The organism is Solibacillus sp. GQ1, assembly GCF_059758555.1.
This window is the reverse complement of record NZ_JCAXEX010000001.1, coordinates 2,308,552-2,328,404: the sequence shown is the minus strand read 5'-3', so window position 1 is coordinate 2,328,404 and position 19,853 is coordinate 2,308,552. Positions and strand designations below refer to the sequence as shown.

Annotated in this window: 17 protein-coding genes; 12 read left to right on the top strand and 5 right to left on the bottom strand. The window is 39.0% G+C overall.

Annotated elements, in window-relative coordinates; genetic code table 11:
- The first annotated feature begins 229 nt into the window (after nucleotides 1–229).
- Complete coding sequence (locus tag AC6CH1_RS11845) at nucleotides 230–1,537, top strand: DRTGG domain-containing protein (RefSeq protein ID WP_498317635.1); 1,308 nt, start codon at nucleotides 230–232, stop codon at nucleotides 1,535–1,537.
- 47 nt (nucleotides 1,538–1,584) lie between these two features.
- Here the strand turns inward: AC6CH1_RS11845 and AC6CH1_RS11840 are convergent, their stop codons facing one another.
- Nucleotides 1,585–1,896: a YtpI family protein gene (locus AC6CH1_RS11840; protein WP_251686490.1), complete on the bottom strand. Its 312-nt coding sequence runs from the start codon at nucleotides 1,894–1,896 to the stop codon at nucleotides 1,585–1,587.
- 92 nt (nucleotides 1,897–1,988) lie between these two features.
- Here AC6CH1_RS11840 and AC6CH1_RS11835 point away from each other — a divergent pair, with 92 nt between their 5' ends.
- From AC6CH1_RS11835 to AC6CH1_RS11800, 8 genes are all read left to right on the top strand, one after another.
- Nucleotides 1,989–2,933, top strand: a complete 945-nt coding sequence (locus AC6CH1_RS11835; RefSeq protein WP_427708642.1) for a DHH family phosphoesterase — start codon at nucleotides 1,989–1,991, stop codon at nucleotides 2,931–2,933.
- Between the two features lie 19 nt (nucleotides 2,934–2,952).
- Complete coding sequence (dnaE, locus tag AC6CH1_RS11830; RefSeq protein ID WP_498317632.1) at nucleotides 2,953–6,027, top strand: DNA polymerase III subunit alpha; 3,075 nt, start codon at nucleotides 2,953–2,955, stop codon at nucleotides 6,025–6,027.
- A gap of 239 nt (nucleotides 6,028–6,266) precedes the next feature.
- Nucleotides 6,267–6,902, top strand: coding sequence for a FadR/GntR family transcriptional regulator (locus AC6CH1_RS11825; protein ID WP_251686493.1), 636 nt, complete (start codon nucleotides 6,267–6,269; stop codon nucleotides 6,900–6,902).
- A gap of 26 nt (nucleotides 6,903–6,928) precedes the next feature.
- Nucleotides 6,929–7,801 (top strand): acetyl-CoA carboxylase, carboxyltransferase subunit beta, encoded by an 873-nt coding sequence (gene accD / locus AC6CH1_RS11820; protein ID WP_251686494.1) that lies wholly within the window; start codon nucleotides 6,929–6,931, stop codon nucleotides 7,799–7,801.
- Complete coding sequence (gene accA, locus AC6CH1_RS11815; RefSeq protein WP_251686495.1) at nucleotides 7,794–8,750, top strand: acetyl-CoA carboxylase carboxyl transferase subunit alpha; 957 nt, start codon at nucleotides 7,794–7,796, stop codon at nucleotides 8,748–8,750. The genes accD and accA overlap by 8 nt, the downstream gene beginning before the upstream one ends.
- Nucleotides 8,751–8,905: 155 nt before the next feature.
- Complete coding sequence (gene pfkA / locus AC6CH1_RS11810) at nucleotides 8,906–9,865, top strand: 6-phosphofructokinase (protein WP_251686496.1); 960 nt, start codon at nucleotides 8,906–8,908, stop codon at nucleotides 9,863–9,865.
- A 28-nt stretch (nucleotides 9,866–9,893) separates the two neighbouring features.
- Nucleotides 9,894–11,654 carry a pyruvate kinase gene (gene pyk / locus AC6CH1_RS11805; RefSeq protein ID WP_251686497.1) on the top strand — a complete coding sequence of 587 codons (1,761 nt, stop codon included), beginning with the start codon at nucleotides 9,894–9,896 and terminating at the stop codon, nucleotides 11,652–11,654.
- Between the two features lie 126 nt (nucleotides 11,655–11,780).
- Nucleotides 11,781–12,170: an FxsA family protein gene (locus AC6CH1_RS11800; RefSeq protein ID WP_251686498.1), complete on the top strand. Its 390-nt coding sequence runs from the start codon at nucleotides 11,781–11,783 to the stop codon at nucleotides 12,168–12,170.
- Here the strand turns inward: AC6CH1_RS11800 and AC6CH1_RS11795 are convergent.
- Nucleotides 12,154–13,122, bottom strand: a complete 969-nt coding sequence (locus AC6CH1_RS11795; RefSeq protein WP_498317628.1) for an AI-2E family transporter — start codon at nucleotides 13,120–13,122, stop codon at nucleotides 12,154–12,156. The two genes, AC6CH1_RS11800 and AC6CH1_RS11795, sit on opposite strands and share 17 nt — an antisense overlap.
- Before the next feature lie 262 nt (nucleotides 13,123–13,384).
- Here AC6CH1_RS11795 and citZ point away from each other — a divergent pair, with 262 nt between their 5' ends.
- From citZ to mdh, 3 genes are all read left to right on the top strand, one after another.
- On the top strand, nucleotides 13,385–14,500 hold the full coding sequence (citZ, locus tag AC6CH1_RS11790) for a citrate synthase (RefSeq protein ID WP_008407756.1): 1,116 nt from the start codon (nucleotides 13,385–13,387) through the stop codon (nucleotides 14,498–14,500).
- Nucleotides 14,501–14,579: 79 nt separating this feature from the next.
- Complete coding sequence (gene icd / locus AC6CH1_RS11785; RefSeq protein ID WP_008407755.1) at nucleotides 14,580–15,842, top strand: NADP-dependent isocitrate dehydrogenase; 1,263 nt, start codon at nucleotides 14,580–14,582, stop codon at nucleotides 15,840–15,842.
- A gap of 206 nt (nucleotides 15,843–16,048) precedes the next feature.
- Nucleotides 16,049–16,987, top strand: coding sequence for a malate dehydrogenase (mdh, locus tag AC6CH1_RS11780; protein WP_498317626.1), 939 nt, complete (start codon nucleotides 16,049–16,051; stop codon nucleotides 16,985–16,987).
- A gap of 47 nt (nucleotides 16,988–17,034) precedes the next feature.
- On the opposite strand, the gene AC6CH1_RS11775 is transcribed toward mdh, so the two are convergent.
- Genes AC6CH1_RS11775 through AC6CH1_RS11765 form a run of 3 tightly spaced genes read right to left on the bottom strand, consistent with a single transcriptional unit; the run spans nucleotide 17,035 to nucleotide 19,546 of the window.
- Nucleotides 17,035–17,802 carry an ABC transporter permease subunit gene (locus AC6CH1_RS11775; protein WP_251686501.1) on the bottom strand — a complete coding sequence of 256 codons (768 nt, stop codon included), beginning with the start codon at nucleotides 17,800–17,802 and terminating at the stop codon, nucleotides 17,035–17,037.
- Nucleotides 17,803–17,814: 12 nt separating this feature from the next.
- Nucleotides 17,815–18,753 (bottom strand): sulfonate ABC transporter substrate-binding protein, encoded by a 939-nt coding sequence (locus AC6CH1_RS11770; RefSeq protein WP_251686502.1) that lies wholly within the window; start codon nucleotides 18,751–18,753, stop codon nucleotides 17,815–17,817.
- A 13-nt stretch (nucleotides 18,754–18,766) separates the two neighbouring features.
- Entirely contained in the window at nucleotides 18,767–19,546 is a 780-nt protein-coding gene (locus AC6CH1_RS11765) for an ATP-binding cassette domain-containing protein (RefSeq protein WP_427708655.1), read from the bottom strand.
- Nucleotides 19,547–19,853 lie beyond the last annotated feature (307 nt).

Genomic DNA, 19,853 nt, shown 5'->3' with positions numbered 1-19,853 from the left:
CCCGGAATGGAAATCAATTTTACTCACAGCAAAAAAATACCATTTTTCTCAAAAGAGAAAAATGGTATTTTTGGTTATGGCCAGGCTAACTTTATCTTATTAATTTCTTGAGCTTTTTCTTACATTTATAAGCAATTATACGGGTATATGTATTGAAAATAGTATAATTGCGCCGTTTAAATATGGTACACTAAAGACATAAATGAATGATGAGAAATAGGTGATGAAATTGTCAACGAAACACGAGAAGATTTTACAATACATTGAATCACTACCAGTTGGCGATAAAATTTCGGTTCGTCAAATTGCAAAGGAAATGCAAGTGAGTGAAGGGACAGCTTACCGAGCGATTAAAGAAGCTGAAAACCGACGTCTTGTAAGCTCGATCGAACGTGTAGGTACGATTCGAATTGAAAAGAAAAAGAAGGAAAACATTGAACGCTTAACATTTGCTGAAATTGTAAATATTATAGATGGTCAAGTTTTAGGAGGGAAGACAGGTCTCCATAAAACTTTAACGAAATTTGTAATTGGTGCGATGAAGCTTGATGATATGATGCGCTATACAGATGCAGGGAGCTTGCTCATTGTCGGTAACCGCACACAGGCACATGAATACGCATTGAAAACAGGGGCTGCTGTATTAATTACCGGCGGATTTGATACAACTGAATCCACTAAAGAGCTGGCAGACGATTTGGATCTGCCAATTATTTCAACAACGTATGATACGTTTACAGTGGCGACGATGATCAACCGTGCCATCTATGACCAGCTGATTAAAAAAGATATATTACTGATTGAAGATATATATGTCCCGATGGAAGATACGGCTGTATTAAAAAATAATGATACGATTGCAGATTTTCATAGACAGAACCGTCGTACGACACATGGTGCTTTCCCTGTTGTAACAGGTCAAAACAGGCTTGTCGGAATGATTACGAGCAAGGACGTAATCGGTAAAGAAGAGTCAGAGCCGGTTGATAAAGTGATGACAAAGAACCCGATCGCTGCTTCCATGAAAACGAGTGTCGCATCAGCCGGACACCGAATGATCTGGGAAGGAATCGATTTGCTTCCTGTCATTGATGAGGAAGGGTTATTAAAAGGGGTTATCAGTCGTCAGGATGTATTAAAGGCGATACAGTTAGCACAGCGTCAGCCTCAGCATGGCGAGACAATCGATGATTTAGTGAAAAATGAAATGCGTGTCATGGGTGAAGAGGATATTGAAGTGGAATTTACTGTTACACCGCAAATGACAAACCAGTTTGGTGCAATTTCATATGGTGCTTTTACAATCCTGTTATCCGAAGTCGGTGCTTTTGCATTGAAGCGTCGTAAGCGCGGAGAAGCGGTTGTTGAAAATATGAATATATATTTTATCAAGCCAGTACAGATGGAAAGTGTATTAACTGTCCGTCCTAGAATTTTGGACATGTCACGTAAATTCGTCAAAATGGATTTTGAAGTATACAGCGCGACAATTCTTGTAGGAAAAGCGATGATGACATTCCAGTTATTAGAACGATAAAAAAGGGTCATGCTGAAAGTAAACCGCTTTCAGCTGACCCCGTTCTTTTACCTGTTTAGTTCGTATTCTTCTTTTATGTATCGCCCTTCATGCTGCATGCGTTTATAGTTATTAACACCTAAACCTGCACCAATGATAAAGAAAACAGCTGCAACGGCAAACCCGAGAATATCCGGATACAGAATCGTTGCATTCAGACCAAAGAAGATGAGAAATGCGGCAAGCGCAACTCCGGCTTTCGCAGTATACCATTTACGACGAATAGGCAGTGTCGAACGGAATTGCTTAGTTTTGAAATAAAAATAAAATACTAGTGATGCTATAATACAGGCAACAAACAGAAAATTTAAATAGACCATATTGAACCTCCTAATAGCCAAACTACTAAATATTGTAACGATTTTTAATGGAAAATGATATAGGTATTCATTATGGACGAGGAGGAAATGTATTGAAACGTCAAATTATTGACAAAATTAAACAATATGAAACAATTGTACTGCATCGCCATGTACGACCGGACCCAGATGCGTACGGTTCACAAATAGGTCTGGCTGAGTTAATTCGGGCAAATTATCCGGAGAAAGCAGTATACACGGTCGGTGAACATGACGACTCATTATCTTTCATGGCATCTCCTCAGCAAGTAGAAGATGCACAGTTTAAAAATGCACTTGTCATTGTGACAGATACTGCGAATACCGAACGTATAGATGATCAGCGCTATGTTAACGGCGATTATCTTATTAAAATCGACCACCATCCGAATGATGATGCTTATGGTGATTTATTATGGGTGGATACGGATGCTAGTTCATGCAGTGAAATGATTTATGAGCTTTATGAAGAAGGTAAAACGTATGCGGATTGGGATATGTCCGATGAAGCGGCACGCCTGTTATTTGCGGGAATTGTCGGTGATACAGGGCGTTTCTTATATCCGAGTGCGAGCCCGAAAACATTTGAAACAGCAGGACAACTTGTACAATATAATTTCGACCGAAATGAAGTTTTTGATGGTATGTACGAAATGGAACGTAAACTATTAAATCTCCAAGGTTATATATACCAGCATTTCGAAATGGATGAAAACGGTGCGGCTTCGATTAAATTGCCTGCAGCTATTTTACAGCAATTTGATGCTACCCCTTCCGAAACCTCCCTATTAGTTAGTTCATTGGGCAATGTAAAGAATATCCGTGCATGGGTGATGTTCATTGAAGACAATGATACGATTCGCGTTCGTATCCGTTCAAAAGGTCCGGTTATCAACGGCCTGGCGAAAAAGTATAATGGCGGCGGGCATCCGCTGGCATCTGGTGCTACAGCATATTCTTGGGAAGAGGCAGATCAAGTAATTGAAGATTTGAAAGTCATTTGCAGTGAATATAAATAATATGATGGAGGGATGACGGGTGACTGTATATCCGCAAGTACGGACAAGTGCCGATTTATTGAAAAGTACAATTCGTATCGAAGAGCTCATCCCTTTCTTACATCAGCAAGAGGCAAAAAGCTGTGCAATTGTTAATACGAAATTGTACGGACTTTTGCCTTTTTGGTTTGAAATGAAAAGGGCCGGTATTCATCCGGTAATAGGCTTGACGATTCAGCTCGAATTGACTGAAGATCAATCATTGCCGCTTGTTTTATATGCAAAAACAAACGAAGGGTATCGTAATTTGTTGAAAATCTCCAGCAGTATCTCCATTCGTCCGGAGCAGACGATTCCGTTAAGATGGCTGCTCGCATATGGTAAGGGAATTGCTTTTATGATTCCCGCGCTCGAACAGCAGGCAATATGGTTGCAACAGGAAGTGGAGCCGCTATTGAAAGAAATTATTAAGGCCTATCCGCATGAAGTGTATATCGGGATTTCTCGTTTATCCGACACAGCGGGTTTGGAAAGTTCGGCAGTGCAGCTCTCTGAAAAAAATGCTCTTCCAATTGTTGCAACACATGAAAGTCTGTTTCTTAATGACGAGGACTTTTTTGCCTATGAAGTGGCACAAGCCATCCATACCGGGGTAAAACTGAGTGATGCTGTAGAAAGCAATAAGCAGGAAAATCATTTACTGACAACAGAACAGTGGCAGCAGAAGTTCCATGATCAGCAACAATGGCTCATCCAAATGGAAAATTTATTACTGAGCTGTCAAATTGAAATAAACACAAATAATGTTTATATGCCGAAGTTTCCGGTTGGTGAAGGGGAGACGTCGGAAAACTTGCTGCAGCAGCAAGTAGTGACTGGTTTACAGCGACGTTTAAATATGCACACATTGCCAACACACTATGTTGAACGGATGAACTATGAGCTTCATGTTATTCAGTCGATGGGTTATTCAGATTATTTTCTGATTGTTGCCGACTTTATGCAGTTTGCACGTGAGGCACAAATATTAACAGGACCGGGCCGTGGTTCTTCCGCATCTTCCCTTGTCGCATTTGCACTCGAGATAACACAGGTGGACCCATTGCAATACGATTTGCTGTTTGAACGTTTTTTAAATCCGGAGCGTATTACACTGCCGGATATCGATATCGACTTTTTAGATACGAGACGGCATGAAGTCATTCAGTATGTTGCAAAAAAATACGGCAAACAATATGTCGCACAAATTATTACGTTCGGTACATTATCAGCCAAAGCGGTTGCCCGTGATGTTGCCCGTATGTTTAATTTCGAAAGTGAAGCATTGGAAATGATTTCTAAGCTGATTCCGAATAAACCCGGCATTACACTGAAGGAAGCATATGCAATGTCGGAAAACTTAAGAGCATGGGTTACAGCAGAGCCTATCCGCCAAAAATGGTTTCAAACATCACTTCGGTTGGAGGGACTTCCACGGAATGCATCGACACACGCAGCAGGGGTCGTATTGAGTCCTGTTCCATTAGTCGATGTCGTACCAATTGAAGAAGGACATGACGGGATATTTTTAACACAGTGGCCTATGCAGGAAGTAGAGCAAAACGGATTATTGAAAATTGATTTTTTAGGGCTCCGTAATTTAACGATTTTAGAGCAAATCCGGAAGTCGATTCAGTTTACTCATAATACACAAATCAATTTTAATCAAATTCCGCTCAATGACGAGAAGACATTTGAGCTTTTACAAAATGGCGACACTAATGGTATTTTCCAGCTAGAGTCGGATGGCATGAAAAATGCACTCCGTGAAATTAAACCGACCCACTTTTTAGATATTGTGGCGGTCAATGCATTGTATCGACCGGGTCCGATGGAATTTATCCCGATGTATGCAAGAAGAAAACATAAAAAAGAGCAGGTTATCATGCCGCATCCGCATTTAACACCGATTTTGGAAGAGACATACGGCGTTATTATTTATCAGGAGCAAATAATGCGCATTGCGAATGTGATGGCGGGCTTTTCTTTTGGACAGGCTGATTTGCTCCGTCGTGCAGTCAGTAAAAAGAAGCGGGATGTACTAGAACAGCAGCGGGCATCTTTCATAAAAGGTGCTTTAACAAAAGGCTATACACAGCAGGCAGCGAAAGAAGTGTATGCATTAATTGTCCGGTTTGCCGATTATGGCTTCCCTAAAAGCCATGCCGTTGCCTATAGTGTTATTTCCTATCAGATGGCGTACTTGAAAGCCAATTATCCGGTCAATTTTTATGCTGCCCTCCTGACAAATGCTACGGGTAATCCGGAAAAGCTTGCCCAAATTATAATGGAGGCAAAAGCAAGGGGAATCGAAATATTGCCGCCGTCGATTAATCGAAGTATGCGTCATTTTAAAGTGGAAGGCGGGAAAATCCGATTTAGTCTGTCAGCGATTAAAGGTGTACCGCAGCCTTTTATGCAAAAACTGTTAATTGCGCGTCAAGAAAGACAAAAGCCGTTTGACTCTATATTTGATTTGGCTGTGACATTGACGACAGCGAATTTCAACAGAAAAATTATCGAACCGCTTATTAAAGCAGGTGCACTTGATGAATTCGGCAAAGATCGTGCAACATTACTCGCTACTATCGAAGGTGCACAGAAACAGGCAGATTTCGTGCGACCGGGCGGGGATGACTTGTTTGAAGGGGCATTGCTAGCATTCGGGAAACCGAAATATAGCGAAACATCGCCAATACCGGAAAAAATCAAACTGCAGTACGAAAAGGATGTGCTCGGTTTTTATTTATCTGATCATCCAATCGTAAAATTACGAAGCCATTTTCCGGAAGTTACGGCAACTGTTCAAAATTTGGCGCATCTTAAAGACAATGCATTCGTAAAAATGATCGGTCAGGTTCGGGAAATGCGCCAGCTCCGCACAAAGCGCGGTGAACTGATGGCATTTGTTCAAATGGAAGATGAGTTTGGAACTGTCTCTTTAACATTATTTCCGAAAGAATACGAGCAAGTTATCGGGAAAATCCGGGAAGAGGGACTGCTTTATATCGAAGGCTTTTACGAGCAGCGATTTAATAAACAACAAATAAAAGTTAAACAGATTATTATAAAATAAATAGTATTAAAGAGCGCCTTCTAATAGCTTTGGAGGCGCTCTTTTTATATGGGTTCATCTAAATTTATCGAAAAAACGTAAATCTAGTTATATATTCGCAAATTTTATTATATATAAAATATAAGTTTTATATTTTCTCTTTACAATGTCAAAAACATTTTGTATTCTTACTTTAGTAACTGGTCTGACCACTTTTGTTAATAATAATTGAAAGCGTTAGTCACGGTGAGGTGAAAATTGTGGAAGATAAGCCCGCAAAAAAGATGTTTATTCAAATTGTTAAGCAATTACACGATTTAATTGCTGAACAAAATATTCAGGAAGGGCAAAAGCTTCCTTCAGAAAGAACGTTAAGCGAGCAGCTGCAAGTGGGAAGGTCTTCGGTTCGGGAGGCTTTACGCAGTCTGGAGTTGCTGGGTTTAATTGAAACAAGGCATGGCGGTGGTACATATTTGGCCAGTATGCAGCACCATCAGTTTGTAGAAATTGTCGGATCATTTATTTTGCAGGACGAAAAATCGATTGCGGATGTGCATGCAACGAGAGAAATGCACGAAAAAGAAGCGATTCGAATTATTTGCCAATCAGACAATTTGAAGGCATTACCGATTTGGGAGAGCTTTTTTGTAAAGGTAGAGCTTGGGCAGGAGTTAAAAAGAGAAGATATACTTCGTGAGTGTATGATCGTTTCAGGTAACCGGCTTGCATTAAAAATTTGGCTCCAGCTTCTTTCTTTCAGCAATAATTTATTGGCAAATGAAATTACAGAAGAAGAGAAAATGGAATTAAAAATACTGCTTGCTTCATTGCAAATGGGTTATTTACATGAAGCAATTGATTCATATGAAAAATGGATGGTCATTATTAAAGAATGATTACGTGAATATAAAGGGGGATTACGATGGCAATTCGTGATTTGTTTACAATTAGTCGTAAAAAAAATACTGATAATATTACTAGAAAAGAAGATGAAAAATCCTTTCCGGAAGGCATCGTGACGAAATGTCCTAAATGTAAAACGATTCATGTCACAAAAGAACTCGAAAAAAACTTGAAAGTATGCGCAAAATGTCAGCATCATTTTACTTTAAATGCTAATGAAAGAATTGCCTGTTTTTTAGATGAAGGCTCTTTTGTTTCAATGGACGATCATCTTCAAACTACCAATCCTTTAAACTTCCCTGCATATGTGGAAAAAGTGGAAGCGGATATTAAGAAAACCGGGTTAAACGAAGCTGTATTAACAGGTGTAGGTGCATTAAAAGGGATGCAGGTTGTTGTTGCGGTAATGGATTCGAACTTCCGTATGGGGTCTATGGGTTCGGTTGTTGGTGAAAAAATTACACGCGCTGTAGAAAAGGCGACAGAGCTGAAAGTGCCATTCATCATCTTCACGGCAAGTGGCGGTGCACGTATGCAAGAAGGGGTATTGTCATTAATGCAAATGGCAAAAACGAGTGTTGCTTTAAAACGCCATAGCGAGGAAGGCCTACTATATATTTCAATTTTGACGCATCCGACTACAGGTGGTGTATCGGCAAGTTTTGCATCGATCGGTGATTATAATATTGCAGAGCCTCAAAGTCTGATCGGGTTTGCGGGACGTCGTGTAATAGAACAAACGGTACGTGAGAAGTTACCGGATGATTTCCAGACAGCAGAATTTTTATTAGATCATGGACAGCTTGACGCAATTTTTAACCGTACAGAAATGCGCGACAAAATTGCAACAATTGTTAAGCTGCATGTACAGGGAGGCGTATCACATGTCTAAATTAATGGCATTTGAAGAACCGGTTGTAAAACTACGTGAAAAAATTGTAGAGTTAAAAACAATTGCCACGGAAGCAGATGTAGATATGAGCGGAGAAATTGAAAAGTTGGAAACACGTTTGCAGGAACTTGAAAAAAATGTATATGCAAATATGGAGCCTTGGCATCGTGTGCAAGTTGCCCGCCATGCTGACCGTCCAACGACACTTGAATATATTGAACGTATTTTTGAAGATTTTATCGAAGTGCATGGGGATCGTACATTTAAAGATGATGCAGCAATTGTCGGCGGGATTGCATCATTCAATGGTCAGCCAATTACGATTATTGGTCACCAGCGGGGGAAAACGACAAAGGAAAATATTCGCCGCAATTTTGGAATGCCTCATCCGGAAGGCTACCGCAAGGCGTTACGTTTAATGAAACAGGCAGAGAAATTCAAACGCCCAATTATTTGCTTTATCGATACGAAAGGTGCGTACCCGGGCAAAGCAGCTGAGGAACGTGGTCAAAGTGAAGCGATTGCGCGTAATTTGTTTGAAATGGCAGGTATTCGGGTACCAATTATTAGTATTGTAATTGGTGAAGGTGGAAGTGGCGGTGCCCTTGCACTTGGAGTTGCAAATAAAATTTTGATGCTTGAAAACTCAACGTATTCGGTAATTTCTCCAGAAGGAGCTGCATCAATTTTATGGAAAGATGCAAGCTATGCTAAAGAAGCCGCTGAAGCGATGAAAATAACAGCCCTTGATTTAAAACAGCTTAAAGTTATTGATGGGATTATACCGGAAGTAGCCGGAGGTGCCCATAAGGATGTTGAGCAGCAGGCGATATTTATGAAAGAATATCTTACAAGCGTTCTAAATGACCTAAATAAAGAGAGCGAAGATCAATTAGTTGAAAATCGCTATATGAAATTTAAAAATATTGGACAGTATATAGAACAATAAGGTTGTTTTATAACAGTATTATACTTTGAAGAATGCGTGTGAGCGCATTCTTCATTTTTTTCAAAAGCTTTACAATTTGTTTTCTAGAATAGTTACATATGAGCGTATTTTCTGTTAATGTGGATAGTAACAGCGTAATAGGAGGAAAAGGTCGTATGAAGAAGATTGCAGTTTTAACGAGTGGTGGAGATGCACCGGGAATGAATGCTGTTATTCGTGCAGTCGTTCGTAAAGCGAGTTTTCATAATGTAGATGTTGTCGGAGTATATCATGGTTATGAAGGACTCTATAATGGGAACTTTGAACTTTTAGATATTGGTTCTGTTGGCGATATTATTCAACGAGGCGGAACAAAACTGTATTCAGCAAGGTTTCCTGAATTTAAACAGGATGATATTCAATATAGAGCAATCGAACGCATGAAAGAAGAGGGAATCGAAGGGTTAGTTGTTATAGGCGGAGATGGTACTTATCGTGGAGCCATGCAATTATCAGATAAAGGATTCCCGTGTGTAGGGATTCCCGGTACAATTGACAATGATGTACCTGGTACAGAATATACGATTGGCTTTGATACGGCACTTAATACAGTAGTTGAATCAATCGATAAAATCCGAGACACGGCAACAAGTCATGAAAATACGTTTGTTATTGAAGTAATGGGCCGCGACGCTGGAGACATTGCTCTTTGGGCAGGTTTGGCCGCTGGTGCGGAATCGATTTTAATACCGGAAGAGTCCTATGAGCTGGATGATATTGTAGCACGTCTTGAGCGCGGGGTGGCTCGTGGAAAGCGCCATAGTATTATTATTGTCGCTGAAGGGGTAATGAATGGTCATAAACTTGCGCAGCTTTTGGAAGAACGCACAGGAATTAAAATTCGGACATCTGTATTAGGTCATATACAGCGAGGAGGATCTCCATCTGCTCGGGACCGCGTTTTAGCAGGTAGATTTGGTGCAAGAGCAGTAGAGCTATTGTTGGAAAACAAAGGTGGAAGAGCAGTTGGCGTGAAAAATCACGCTATAATCGATTATGATTTAAGAAAAGCATTTGAAACTAAGCACCAGGCAGACTTAAGTTTGTATACATTATCAAAAGAGCTTTCAATTTAAAGTGCATAAAAACGGAGATGACAAAACTATGAGAAAAACTAAAATTGTTTGTACTATTGGACCAGCTAGTGAATCACCAGAAATGTTAGAAAAGTTAATTGATGCAGGGATGAATGTTGCCCGTTTAAACTTCTCACACGGAAATCATGAAGAACATGCAAACCGTATTGCCGCAATTCGTGATGCAGCAGAACGCATGAAAAAACCGGTTGGAATTTTATTGGACACAAAGGGACCTGAAATCAGAACACACTCAATGGAAAACGGTGAGTTACATTTAGTAACAGGACAAGTAATCGATATTTCGATGACAGAAGTTTTAGGAAATGAATCACGTTTCTCCATCACATACGATCAGCTGATTGAAGACGTAGACCAAAACGATATTATCTTATTGGATGACGGCTTAATCGAATTGCGTGTACTTGCGAAAGATACGGAGCAAGGGTTAATCCATGCAATCGTTGAAAACGCTGGTATTTTAAAGAATAAAAAAGGTGTTAATGTACCGGGCGTTTCTGTGAAATTACCTGGTATTACAGATAAAGATGCAGCAGATATTTTATTCGGAATTGAGCAAGGTATCGATTTCATCGCAGCTTCATTTGTTCGTACTGCAAAGGATGTTCTCGAAATTCGTGAGCTGCTGGAGCAAAATAACGGCAGCCACATTCAAATTATTCCTAAAATCGAAAACCAGGAGGGCGTTGACAACATCGATGAAATCATCGAAGTTTCAGACGGTTTAATGGTGGCACGCGGGGACTTAGGTGTAGAGATTCCTGCTGAAGAAGTACCATTAGTACAAAAATCATTAATCCGAAAATGTAACCAAGTCGGCAAGCCTGTTATTACAGCTACACAAATGCTGGACTCAATGCAGCGCAATCCACGTCCAACTCGTGCAGAAGCATCAGACGTTGCAAACGCAATTATGGATGGTACAGATGCAATCATGCTTTCTGGGGAAACAGCAGCGGGTCTTTATCCGGTAGAATCTGTAGCGACAATGAACAAAATTGCGATTCGTACAGAAAATGCTTTGGATTACCGAGCAATTGTATCAACACGAAGCCGTGAAAAAGAAGCAAATATGACAGAAGCTATTTCTCAGGCAGTTGCCTATACTTCGATTAACCTTGGTGTTAAAGCCGTATTAGCTCCAACTGAAAGCGGAAATACTGCAAGAATGATTGCAAAATATCGTCCAGGTGTATCGATCATCGCTGTTACAAGTCAGCCAAATGTTGCTCAGAAATTGACATTGGTATGGGGCGTAAAACCAATTTTAACGCAGCGTGTATCTACAACGGATGAGATTTTAGAGTTATCAGTTGATGAAGCGCTAAAATATGAATTTGTCAGCCATGGTGATGTAGTTGTTATTACTGCTGGTCTTCCGGTTGGTGAAGCGGGTACAACGAACTTAATGAAAGTACATGTAATTGGTGACTTATTGGCACGTGGTCAAGGTATTGGTAAACTGTCAGTAGTTGGTAATGCGATTATCGCTAACAATGCAGCAGAAGCATTAGCTTACGACACAGAAGGAGCAATTATTGTAACAGTAGGCTCTGACCGTGAAATGATGCCAGCAATCGAAAAATGCGCAGGTATTATTACTGAAGAAGGCGGATTAACATCACACGCTGCTGTAGTCGGCTTAAGCTTAGGTATTCCTGTAATTGTCGGTGTAAAAGAAGCAACTACTCTAATCCAGCATGGACAGGAAATTACAATGGATGCTGAAACAGGTGTCATTTATAAAGGACACGCGAGCGTTCTTTAAGATTAATAAGTACAGCAAAACCACCATTTCTTACAATGAAAATGGTGGTTTGTTTTGTGTTATAAACACATTTTGAAACTTTTTCTTCGCTGTTTCGTATAAATTAGAAGAAGAGGGGGTTCATAAATGAAGAAGATTTTATTTGGATTACTCGCACTCGTATTTGCCGAAATTGCGGTATTTATCGTAATTGGAAATGCAATCGGTGTTTTCTATACATTGTTATTAATCATTTTCACATCCATTGCAGGACTGTTGATTGCCAAAAAACGCGGTACAAAATCTATACAGGATATTCAAAAAAGCATGCAGCAAGGTCAGCCACCTGGAGTACCGGTCATTGAAACATTTATGATTTTTGTTGGCGGCATTCTTTTAGCAGTACCGGGCTTCATTACGGATATTCTCGGATTACTATTTGTATCAGGAATTACACGTAACCTGTTTAAGCCGGTCATCTTCTACTTTTTACGTAAAAAAATGAAAAGAGGACAAGTCGTTATTTTGCAAAAATAGCATGTTGTTTCACTTTAATGGCAATCATCAATAGTATTGGACTGAGGATGATTCCGTAAAAACCGAATAATAATACGGAGGCAGCGCTGATTAGAAATGTATGGATCATACGTAAATGCAACGTGTGTGACCAGAGCATTGATTCAGTTAGCTGTCTTATCATTTGTACAACAAAGTACAGAACCAAAATGGCACTGCCCATTATCGGTTCGTTTACAATAAAGTAATAAACAGAAACTGGAATCAGAAAAATTCCGATTCCTAAAAAAGGCAGGCAGTCTGCAAAGGCAATTAAAAAGGCTTTAATTACAATTGCTTCAAACTTCAAAAAGTAAAACCCTATACAAAGCAGGATAAACGTCAGTGTAAACAATTGCATTTCCACTACGATAAAGCGGCCAATAAGCTCCATTCCTTTTTGGAAGTAGCGAGCCCATGCAGTGCGATAAGCTTTCGGAATATAAGCGAAAAACCATAAACGGTTTTTATAGCTTTCCATCAACGCAAAGTAGAATGTTACAATGAAAATGAAAAATTCAAAGATAGATTGAAAACTGTTTTTTATAAAGTTGATTGTATAGAACAGCAAGTCCCTTATTAAACTTTGAAGTTTTTCTACAATAAACGGAAGAAGCGGATGTTTCATATAGGTGCTGTCCAAAGATAAAAGTGTTGACTGCAGCTGAGGAAGAATTGTGATAAAGCTGTGAATGATGAGCATGATAACCGAGACGACAACCGAAAATAGAAATACGGAAAGTATAATGACTACGAGAAAGAATGGCAGTCTAAATTGCTGCTTGAAAAAGAGGAAGACGGGAAATAGTAAGTAGGCGAAAAATAGACCGAAAATTATAGGCGGAATGAAATAAAAAAGGGTAAAGTAAAGTAGAAGAACGATAATATTCCTACTTTTTACTAGCCATGGGTTTGTTTTATTTGTATAATCCATTTATCTCACTCCTAATTAATACCTTTAATAACTCATTACAAATTATAAATTCTCTTTTTTGCGTGAATTCTATCATCTATGTGATTTTTTCCTAAAATCCTACTAATTCATTCACAAAGCCGTCAAAATTGATTATAATGAAATTTGTAAGCGATTTACTTATAGGTTCAATTGAGCAGAACGATATGAGTGTGCGACTTTTTAATAGAGTAAAAAGAAAGCACTTACAAAACTAATTTACTAAGTGAAGGAGCGATTTTTTATGTCAGCAACAAAAGGTTTAGAAGGTATCGTAGCAGCAGAATCGAAAATTTCTTCAATTATCGATGATACACTTACATATGTAGGGTATGGCATCGACGACCTAACTAACAATGCGACTTTTGAAGAAGTAGTATTCTTGTTATGGAACACGCGTTTACCAAACGCTGAAGAATTAGCTAACTTAAAAGAAGAACTAGCTAAAAATATGGAAATTCCAGCGGCAATCACAGATTTATTCAAATCTATGCCTTTAAACACAGTGCACCCAATGGCAGCACTTCGTACAGCAGTATCTATGTTAGGTGCATTTGACGAAGAAGCTGATGTTATGGAAGCTGAAGCAAACTACCGTAAAGCAATCCGTTTACAAGCGAAAATTGGTACAGTAGTAACTACTTTTGCACGTGTACGTCAAGGTAAAGAACCAGTTGCTCCAAAACCAGAATTAGGTTATGCAGCAAACTTCTTATATATGCTGAAAGGTGAAGAACCAGCAGCAATCGAAATTGAAGCATTCGATAAAGCGTTAATTTTACACGCTGACCATGAATTAAACGCTTCTACATTTACTGCACGTGTATGTGTTGCGACATTATCAGATGTATACTCTGGTGTAACTTCTGCAATTGGCGCATTAAAAGGCCCATTACACGGTGGTGCTAACGAGCAAGTTATGAAAATGTTAACTGAAATCGGTTCAATCGATAAAGTTGAGTCTTGGGTTCAAAACAAATTAGATAACAAAGAAAAAATCATGGGCTTCGGTCACCGCGTATACCGCAAAGGCGACCCACGTGCACCTCACTTACGTGTAATGTCTGAAAAGCTTACTAAATTAACAGGCAAACCAGAATTATACGATATGTCAGTGAAAATCCATGATATGATCGTTGAGCAAAAGAAATTACCTGCAAACGTAGACTTCTTCTCAGCATCAGTATATGATTCTTTAGGTATCGAGCATGACTTATTCACACCAATCTTCGCAGTATCTCGTACTTCAGGTTGGGTAGCGCACATTTTAGAGCAGTATGCAAACAACCGTCTAATCCGTCCACGTGCGGAGTATGTTGGTCCAGATATGCAAAAATACGTTCCAATTAACGAGCGCTAATCAAAAAAGTATGTTAAAATATCTGGGACTGTGATTTGACACAGTCCTAGATTTATGATTATTAGGAGGCAAATTTCCAATGACTAACAAAATCGTAGTAGAGAATGGTAAATTAAACGTTCCAAACAATCCTGTTATTCCTTTCATCGAGGGTGACGGTATCGGTCCAGATATCTGGGCTGCAGCATCTCGCGTAATTGACGCAGCTGTAGAAAAAGCTTATAACGGTGAAAAGAAAATCGAATGGTTAGAAGTATTAGCAGGTGAAAAAGCATTCAACAAAACTGGCGAATGGTTACCAGCTGAAACTTTAGAAAAAATCAACGAATACTTAATTGCTATTAAAGGTCCTTTAACAACTCCAATCGGCGGCGGTATCCGCTCTCTAAACGTAGCATTACGTCAAGAGTTGGATTTATATGTTTGCTTACGTCCAGTACGTCACTTTGACGGTGTTCCTTCACCAGTTAAACGTCCAGAAGATGTTGACATGGTAATCTTCCGTGAAAACACTGAAGATATCTATGCTGGTATTGAGTACAAAGCTGGTTCTGACGAGCAAAAGAAATTATTAAACTTCTTACAAAACGAATTAGGCGTTAACAAAATTCGCTTCCCAGAAACTTCTGGTTTAGGTATTAAACCAGTATCTAAAGAAGGTACTGAACGTTTAGTACGCTCTGCAATCGAGTACGCTATTTCACACAACCGTCCATCAGTAACTTTAGTACACAAAGGTAACATCATGAAATTCACTGAAGGTGGATTCAAACAATGGGGTTACGATGTAGCTGAAGCTGAATTCGGCGATAAAGTATTCACTTGGAACCAATACGATGCAATCAAAGCTGAGCAAGGCGAAGCTGCTGCAAACGAAGCACAATCTAAAGCTGTTGCAGAAGGCAAAATCATCGTAAAAGATTCTATTGCTGATATCTTCTTACAACAAATCTTAACTCGTCCTAACGAGTTCGACGTAGTAGCAACTATGAACTTAAACGGTGACTACATCTCTGACGCATTAGCTGCTCAAGTTGGTGGTATCGGTATCGCTCCAGGTGCTAACATTAACTACTTAACTGGACACGCTATTTTCGAAGCTACTCACGGTACTGCACCTAAGTATGCTGGTCAAGATAAAGTAAACCCATCTTCAGTATTATTATCAGGCGTATTAATGCTTGAGCACTTAGGATGGCAAGAAGCTGCGGACTTAATTACAAACTCAGTAGAGAAAACAATCTCTTCTAAATATGTAACTTATGACTTCGCACGTTTAATGGATGGCGCTACAGAAGTTAAATGTTCTGAATTCGCTACAAAATTAATCGAAAACTTCTAATTAAAAGTTTTACTCATTTGCCTATATATGTGAAATTATGAACAAATTGTTTAGCAATGAATAGTATCGTTATATAATTTTACAGTAATGGAAATAGTTTACTTTTTATTTGAAATCATAAAAAAGGGGGAGAGAACATTATGTTTTCTCCCTTTTTTTGTATATAATTTTCATGAAATATAATTACGATGAAGGAGTGGTTCTTGGTGACATTAAAACGTAAAAAAATCTCAGTTATCGGTAGTGGTTTTACAGGTGCAACCGCAGCATTTTTAGCAGCACAGAAAGAATTAGGCGACGTAGTAATTATTGACCTTCCAACAGCAGAAAATCCTACGAAAGGAAAAGCATTGGATATGTGGGAAGCAGCGCCAGTACAAGGCTTTGATTCTTATATAAAAGGCTCTTCCGATTATGAGGATACAGCAAACTCGGATATCGTTTTAATAACTGCGGGTGTTGCCCGTAAGCCAGGAATGAGTCGTGATGATTTAGTACAGATTAATCAAGGTGTCATGAAAGCCGTTGCAACGGAAATAGCCCGTACCTCACCTAATGCAACAATTATTGTACTTACAAATCCAGTAGATGCAATGACTTATACAGTGTTTAAAGAATCAGGCTTCCCGAAACAAAGGGTTATTGGTCAATCGGGTGTATTGGATACTGCCCGTTTCCGCGCATTTATTGCCGAGGAACTGAATGTATCGGTAAAAGATATATCTGCCCTTGTATTAGGCGGTCACGGAGACACAATGGTGCCTTTGATACGGTATGCTTCGGTAGGTGGGGTTCCTTTACAAAGTCTAATACCAGCACAACGTTTAGAAGAAATTGTGCAGCGTACCCGTGTAGGTGGCGGTGAAATCGTGAATCTGTTAGGAAATGGTTCAGCTTATTATGCACCGGCTGCAGCAATGGTGGAAATGGCAGAGGCAATTTTAAAAGATCAAAAACGAGTATTGCCGGCAATTGCCTATTTAGAAGGCGAATATGGATATGAAGGGATATACTTAGGGGTTCCGACATTATTAGGTGCTGGCGGTATTGAGAAAATTTTCGAACTTGAGCTGACAGAAGATGAAAAAACAGCGCTTGATCAATCTGCAGATGCTGTTAAAGATGTGATGAAAGCATTGAAATAAATAAAAAAAGGGCGTTTCGGTTATTTATACCGAAATGCCCTTATTGTTTACTGATACACGGGATTCCATTTTAATAACTTTTTCTCTAATAGTTTTGCAATGGAATCCGCAATTTTTCCTAAAATAGCATATAAAATAATGGCTAATACAACAATATCAAGTTGCATATACTCACGTGCATTCATCGACATATAGCCGATTCCGGAACTTGCCGCAACTGTTTCTGCAACAATTAAAGTAAGCCACATAATTCCTAAGGAGTAGCGAATACCTACTAAAATGGATGGCATTGCACCTAAAATAATCACTTTAAAAAACAGTTTGTATTTCGAAAGATTATAAATTTTTCCCATTTCGATTAACCGTGGATCGACATTGCGGATGCCATGGTATGTATTGACATAGATCGGGAAAAATACGCTGATTGCCACTAAGAAAATCTTTCCTTCTTCACCAACTCCAAACCAAATAATAACTAATGGAATGAGTGCCAAATTCGGAATATTACGCAGCATTTGAATAGTAGTATCCAAATAACGCTGTGCAAAAGGTACGATTCCATTTAAAATACCGATGACAAAAGCGATAATCCCGCCGATCAGGAAACCGATTAAAGCACGCGTCGTACTAATTTGAAGATGATCAAACAGAACACCGGAAACTGCTTGTTCATAGCCTGCTTTTACTACATCGGAAGGGGCAGGCAAAATTGTATTGGCAAGGATACCTGTTTTATTCGATACTTCCCATATGACAATAATTAAAATAGGAATGATCCATGGCTCAATCAAATGAAACCATTTTTTCTTCTTCATTTTTCTCACCTCTTATGGTTTCCAAATATAGTTTTCGAGATTTTCTACAAGATTAGTTGTTAATCCAATGTCATAAAGATCTTCATTTAATCTTTGTAAATCGGCCTGTGCAGCTTCATCCAAATAAGTAGCAACAGATGAACGTCGAGCTAAGCTTGTTACCCAAACATCTGCGGCGATACCTGTATTCTCTTCAAGAATTTTTGCTGCATCACTTGAATCAGTATCAATGGCTTCACCGACTTTAGATAGTTCTTCCACATAGGCAACGACTGCATCTTTATTGGATTCGATAAATTTATCAGATGCATAGTAGAAGCCGCGGTGTTCTACAATGCCTTCTCCTGTAGCTAAAATCTGATTGCCTTTACTTTCGGAAACCGTCATATACGGATCCCAAGTAACCCAGGCATCAACCTCGCCGTTTTGAAATGCAATAGTCGCATCTGCTGGACTTAAAATAACAGATTCTACATCATCCAGTGTCAGATTAACTGTTTCCAGAGCAGTAACTAATAAATATTCGGAGATGGAAGCTTTATTGTACGCAATCTTTTTACCTTTCAATTGTTCGATTGATTGGATAGAGCTATCACTTTTCACTAAAATTCCTTCTGTTTGTGGAGATGATTCTTCACCTGCGATGTACTTGAAATTCATTCCTTTTGATAATGCCATCATTGAAGGGGCATCACTTGCATTGGCAAAATCGATAGCTCCGGAGTTTAAAGCTTCCAGAACTGAACTTCCGGTATTGAATTCAGACCATTCCACTGAATAACCCAGTTCTTTTAAACGTGATTCAAGTTCGCCATTCGCCTTTAATAGCAATGTTGTGCCATTTTTCTGGTAGCCGATTCGAACCTTTTTATTTTCAGCATTCGATGATGAGCACCCGACTAAAATAATTGATAAAGTTAATAGCAAAAAGACAGATAATAGTTTTTTCATTTGTAATACCTCCTTAAATAATCGCTTGTAATTCTTTTTGTTTCGTTTGCGTTTGTGTTTCTGTTTTTGTTTGTTTTCCTAATAAGTGCTGAAGCAGAATTTCCTCAAGCTCAGCAAAATGCGGATTTGAACGTGTTCTTGGACGAGGAAGTTTTACCGGCAAATCTAAAGCAACGTTTCCGTCTTCGATTAATATAATTCGATCTGCCAATGTAATTGCTTCTGCCACGTCATGTGTCACGAGTAACGACGTATATTTTTGTTTTAACCACAATTGTTCAATTAGATTTTGCATTTCCAGTCGTGTCAGTGCATCCAATGCACCAAGCGGCTCATCCAATAACAAAAGTCTTGGCTGTGCACTAAGCGCACGAGCTAATGCAACCCGTTGCTTTTGGCCTCCTGACAGTACATGTGGCCACTCTTTTGCACGGTCTTTTAATCCTACGTGTTCAAGTGATTTTAATGCGATCGGTTGCCAATCCTTTTTCAACTCTGTGCCAACCCCTACATTTTCTATAACAGACAGCCATGGAAGTAAACGATCTTCCTGAAACATGACACGAACGCCTGAAAAGTCCTCCTGTTGAATACCGTCTTTTAAAGATTCTCCTGCCGTTTTATGTTCTAAATTTGCAATGATACGGAGAAGCGTACTTTTTCCGCATCCGCTTTTCCCGACGATCGCAACGAATTGTCCAGCGGGGATTGTTAAATTAATATCCTTTAATACTTGTTTTTCACCGAAACTTTTTGTTAAATTTACTAACTCGATATTGATTCCATTTGTCATGGAAGCACCTACTTTCTGTTAAAATACTTAACATATTGAATTACTAGGGATTCTTAATAAAAAAATTTACACTTCTGTAAGCGTGTATAAACAATTTTTCTAAATGTTACCATAATAATAAATATTCAGTCAATAGTAAAAATTATTTTACCTATCGAAATAATATGAATTAAAATTTTCTTCAAGTAAGAAAGAGCTTAGACTTCTGAACAGAGGAATAATTGTACTTTTCAAAAAAAGTTGTTACTATGAAGATAGTGCTTTAATCAGTACATATTTAACAAAATAGTTGATAGCCAACCACTGG

Coding starts and splice junctions, on each gene's coding strand:
- AC6CH1_RS11840 (WP_251686490.1), bottom strand. CDS start 1,896: ATGGTCTATTTAAATTTTCTGTTTGTTGCCTGTATTATAGCATCACTA.
- accD (WP_251686494.1), top strand. CDS start 6,929: ATGGCAATTCGTGATTTGTTTACAATTAGTCGTAAAAAAAATACTGAT.
- accA (WP_251686495.1), top strand. CDS start 7,794: ATGTCTAAATTAATGGCATTTGAAGAACCGGTTGTAAAACTACGTGAA.
- pfkA (WP_251686496.1), top strand. CDS start 8,906: ATGAAGAAGATTGCAGTTTTAACGAGTGGTGGAGATGCACCGGGAATG.
- pyk (WP_251686497.1), top strand. CDS start 9,894: ATGAGAAAAACTAAAATTGTTTGTACTATTGGACCAGCTAGTGAATCA.
- AC6CH1_RS11800 (WP_251686498.1), top strand. CDS start 11,781: ATGAAGAAGATTTTATTTGGATTACTCGCACTCGTATTTGCCGAAATT.
- AC6CH1_RS11795 (WP_498317628.1), bottom strand. CDS start 13,122: ATGGATTATACAAATAAAACAAACCCATGGCTAGTAAAAAGTAGGAAT.
- citZ (WP_008407756.1), top strand. CDS start 13,385: ATGTCAGCAACAAAAGGTTTAGAAGGTATCGTAGCAGCAGAATCGAAA.
- icd (WP_008407755.1), top strand. CDS start 14,580: ATGACTAACAAAATCGTAGTAGAGAATGGTAAATTAAACGTTCCAAAC.
- AC6CH1_RS11775 (WP_251686501.1), bottom strand. CDS start 17,802: ATGAAGAAGAAAAAATGGTTTCATTTGATTGAGCCATGGATCATTCCT.
- AC6CH1_RS11770 (WP_251686502.1), bottom strand. CDS start 18,753: ATGAAAAAACTATTATCTGTCTTTTTGCTATTAACTTTATCAATTATT.
- AC6CH1_RS11765 (WP_427708655.1), bottom strand. CDS start 19,546: ATGACAAATGGAATCAATATCGAGTTAGTAAATTTAACAAAAAGTTTC.